Source organism: Nonomuraea corallina (genome assembly GCF_027620315.1).
In the GTDB taxonomy this organism is placed as follows: domain Bacteria; phylum Actinomycetota; class Actinomycetes; order Streptosporangiales; family Streptosporangiaceae; genus Nonomuraea; species Nonomuraea corallina.
Genome location: NZ_JAPNNL010000312.1, coordinates 1 through 3478, shown reverse-complemented (window position 1 = coordinate 3478; position 3478 = coordinate 1). Strand labels below are relative to the sequence as shown.

Below are 3478 nucleotides of genomic sequence, written 5' to 3'. Positions count from 1 at the left end.
ATCAGCCGCAGCCCGGCGTCGGCCTGCTCCAGCGCCTCGCGGGCGAGCCCAGCGGCGAGCATGACCGCGCACTGGTCGGCGACCAGGTCGGGCATCGGCGTGCCGAGCCGCCGGAACCCCTGGTCGGCCTCGTCGAGCAGGGCGAGCGCGGTGGGCAGGTCACCGGCCACGAAGGCGGCGACGCCCCGGTTCTGGACGGCGACCACCGAGTCGTGCTCCTGCATGGTGGTGGCGAACATGCGCTGCGCGACGCTGAAGTCGGCGTCGGCGTCCTTGACGCCGCCGAGCGCGAGCTGCACGTGCCCGCGCAGGCTCAGCGCCCGGGCGGCCCACACGGTGTCGCCGGCCCGGCGCAGCGCGGGCGCCGCCACTCCGAGGTCGTCGAGCGCCTCGCGGTGGCGGCCCAGGATCCAGCGGGCGCCGGCCCGTCGGAACAGCACGCGGGCGCGGGTGGTGCCGCTGGCCCGGCCCGCGGCCGAGTCCAGCGCCGACAGCCCCGAGCGGGTGCGGCCGCGGTGCACCAGCGCGATGCCGAGGGTGGCCAGCACGTCGGCCTCCCGGTCGGGCGAGCCGGACCGCCGGGCCAGCCGCACGGCCTGCCGCAGCTCGGCGATCGCCGCCTCCAGGTCGCCGAACTCGCGGTGCAGGATGCCGATCGCCTGCCGGGCGATCGAGGAGTCGTACGGGCCGCGCCCGCCCGCCAGGATGGCCCTGGCCGCCCGCAGCGCCTCCTTCGGGCGCGCGAACACCATGGCGAGCACGTCATGCGGATCGCCGGGTTCGCGGGCCCCAGACACGCATCGATCGTAGAGCCGGTCCCCGGCGGCGTCCACGCGGACCCCCGCGATGTATCAGCCGCGGGCCCCGGCGCTCATAAGCATGGGAACCCCGCCCGACGGGCCGGCGGGCGGGCTTCCCACCGGCCGACGCGGACTCCCGGGAGGAACGTAACGATGACGACACCGGATCCGGGTGGCGACGCCCGCTTCTGGGCGCAGCTGGAGGTGGTGAACGCCGCCCTGCCCGACGGCGTGCGCGCGGTCGCGGGACCGGAGGGCGCCGCGCCCGGCTCCCTGGTCGAGCCCGCCTACGCCGAGCTCGACGGGCACGTGCTGGTCCCCGCCCAGGACCTGGACCGGGCGGCCAACATGGTCATGGACCTGGTGCCGGGCGAGGCCGACCCGCAGGTGGTGTGGCCGCCGGAGCGGGACGCGGGCCGGGTGTCGGTGCGCCGCCTGTACGTCGGCGACCGGGGCGCCCGGATGGTCGCCGACACGCTCGCCGGCCGCCGGGTGCGCGCCACCCCGGTCCACCTGGTCACCGTGGCGGGGGTCAACCTGTGCCCCGGCGACGAGCCCGTGCCGGCCTCGGGGCCGCTGCGCCCGCCGCGCGCCGCCCGCGACGCCGGGGCCGGGGTGCGGGTGACGGTGCTCGACACGGGGCTGGTGCCCGGCTACCTCGACCACCAGTGGCTGGCCGCCGGTTCGGGCGACCCGGCCATCCCCGCCGTCGGCGGCGACGTCACCGACGAGGTCGCCGACGGCGTGATCGGCCCGTACACCGGGCACGGCACGTTCGTCGCCGGGGTGGTGCGCTGCACCGCGCCGGCCGCGGACGTCCAGGTCCACCGGACGTTCCCGTACGCGGGCGCGGTGCCGGAGGACGAGCTGGGCCTGGCCATCCGCGACACGCTCGCCGCCCACGGGTGGCCGGACATCCTGTCGCTGTCGGCCGGCACCAGGTCCCGCGACGCGGCGGCGCTGCTCGGCCTGGCCGACTTCATGGCCGAGCTGACCCTGCACCCGGAGACGGTGCTGGTGGCGGCCGCGGGCAACGACGGCGGCACCGACCCGTTCTGGCCGGCGGCGTACGCCGGGGAGCCGGTGAACTCCTCCGGCGACCTGGTGATCTCGGTGGGCGCGCTGCGCGAGGACGGCCAGGGCAGGGCGTGCTTCAGCAACCACGGCCCCTGGGTGACCGTGTACGCGCCGGGCGAGCGGCTGGTCAACGCCTTCGCCTCCGGCCAGTACACCTACGGCTACCCGCACGGCACGTCCTGCCGTCACGCCGCCACCCCGCTGTACTCCGGCTGCACCTGCGTGGGGCCGATGAAGGCGGGCGACACGGCCACGTTCACCGGTCTCGCGCAGTGGAGCGGCACGTCCTTCGCCACGCCGATCGTGGCCGGGCTGATCGCGGCCCGGATGTCGGAGGCGGGCATCTCCTCGCGGCAGGCGGCGGCACAGCTCGTGGCCGGGCGGCTGCCCGTGCCGGACCTCAGCGGTTACCTGCGGTGACGCGACGTTCTCCTGTTCTGGAGCGGCTCACGAAATATCATGAGCTTTCCGCTTCAGGACTGAAAAGGACCGTGGACGACACCGTGGACGACGCCGTGGACGACGCTGTGGACGACGCCCTGGACGACACCGCGCTGGATGAGACCTCAGCCCTCGTCAAAGCAGCCGCCGACGGCGACGCCGACGCCTGGAGGGGGCTCTACCAGCGCTTCAGCGGCCTGGTGTGGGCGGTCGCGCGCGCCCACCTGCCGGTCGCGGCCGATGCCCAGGACGTCGCGCAGACCACCTGGTTCCGCTTCGCGGAGCACCTCACCAGGATCCGCGACCCCGAGAAGGCCGGCGCGTGGCTGGCCGCCACCGCCAGGAACGAGGCGCTGCGCGTGATCCGCACCAGCGGCCGGGCCGTCCCCGTCAGCGACATCGCGCTGATCGGGTTCGACGTGGACGAGCGCTCGCCCGAGCTGCTGCTGCTCGAAGCCGAGGAGGAGGTCGCCGAGGCCCAGCGGGCCCGCGAGGTCTGGGACGCCTTCCAGGAGCTGTCGGAGCGCTGCCGGCTCCTGCTGCGCGCCCTCATCGCCTCGCCGAGGCCCACCTACCAGGAGATCTCCGCCGGCCTGGGCATCGCGGTGGGCAGCATCGGACCCATGCGGGGACGCTGCCTGAAGCGGCTCGGCATGCTGGTGGAGCGACGAGGACGAGCCGGGGGTTCCAGGTGAACGACATGGATGACGACTTCGCTCTCGAGAACGAGCTGCGCGCGATCGCGAGCGTGCTCGACCCGGTGCCGCCGGAGCTGCTGGAGGACGCCATGCTGGCGTTCACCCTGCGCACCCTCGACGCCGAGCTGGCGCTGCTCGCCTTCGACTCGTGGGACGAGCAGGCGGCGACGCGGGTCCGCGGGCCCGGGGCGCCCCGGCTGCTCACCTTCCGTACGGCGCGGGTGGAGGTGGAGCTGGAGGTGGCCGGGCGGCGCCTGATGGGCCGGCTGACCCCGGCGGTGGCGACCGACATCCGCGTGCAGGGCCGCGACGGCGAGCAGCGGGTGCGCTCCGACGGGCTGGGCCGCTTCTCGGCCGACGCCCTGACGCCGGGGCCGCTGCGCCTGCGGGTGGTCCCGCCCTCGGGCGGCCCGGTGGTCACCTCGTGGATCCGCGTCTGACGCGGCCTCGCCAGGACCCGGC

General features: G+C 75.7%; 4 protein-coding genes. 3 read left to right on the top strand and 1 reads right to left on the bottom strand.

Features of this window, described 5'->3' with window-relative positions; genetic code table 11:
* The coding region (locus OUY22_RS36185) for a tetratricopeptide repeat protein (RefSeq protein WP_270159830.1) at positions 1–797 on the bottom strand (797 nt) is incomplete at its 3' end.
* A gap of 156 nt (positions 798–953) precedes the next feature.
* Between OUY22_RS36185 and OUY22_RS36180 the strand changes: the two genes are divergently transcribed.
* The 3 genes from OUY22_RS36180 to OUY22_RS36170 all read left to right on the top strand — a co-directional run bounded on the left by OUY22_RS36180 (position 954) and on the right by OUY22_RS36170 (position 3456).
* Positions 954–2297 carry a S8 family peptidase gene (locus OUY22_RS36180; protein WP_270159829.1) on the top strand — a complete coding sequence of 448 codons (1344 nt, stop codon included), beginning with the start codon at positions 954–956 and terminating at the stop codon, positions 2295–2297.
* Between the two features lie 71 nt (positions 2298–2368).
* Positions 2369–3013, top strand: coding sequence for an RNA polymerase sigma factor (locus tag OUY22_RS36175; protein ID WP_270159828.1), 645 nt, complete (start codon positions 2369–2371; stop codon positions 3011–3013).
* Between the two features lie 5 nt (positions 3014–3018).
* The gene (locus OUY22_RS36170) at positions 3019–3456 is read left to right on the top strand and encodes a hypothetical protein (protein ID WP_270159827.1); all 438 of its coding nucleotides are present in this window, start codon (positions 3019–3021) and stop codon (positions 3454–3456) included.
* Positions 3457–3478 lie beyond the last annotated feature (22 nt).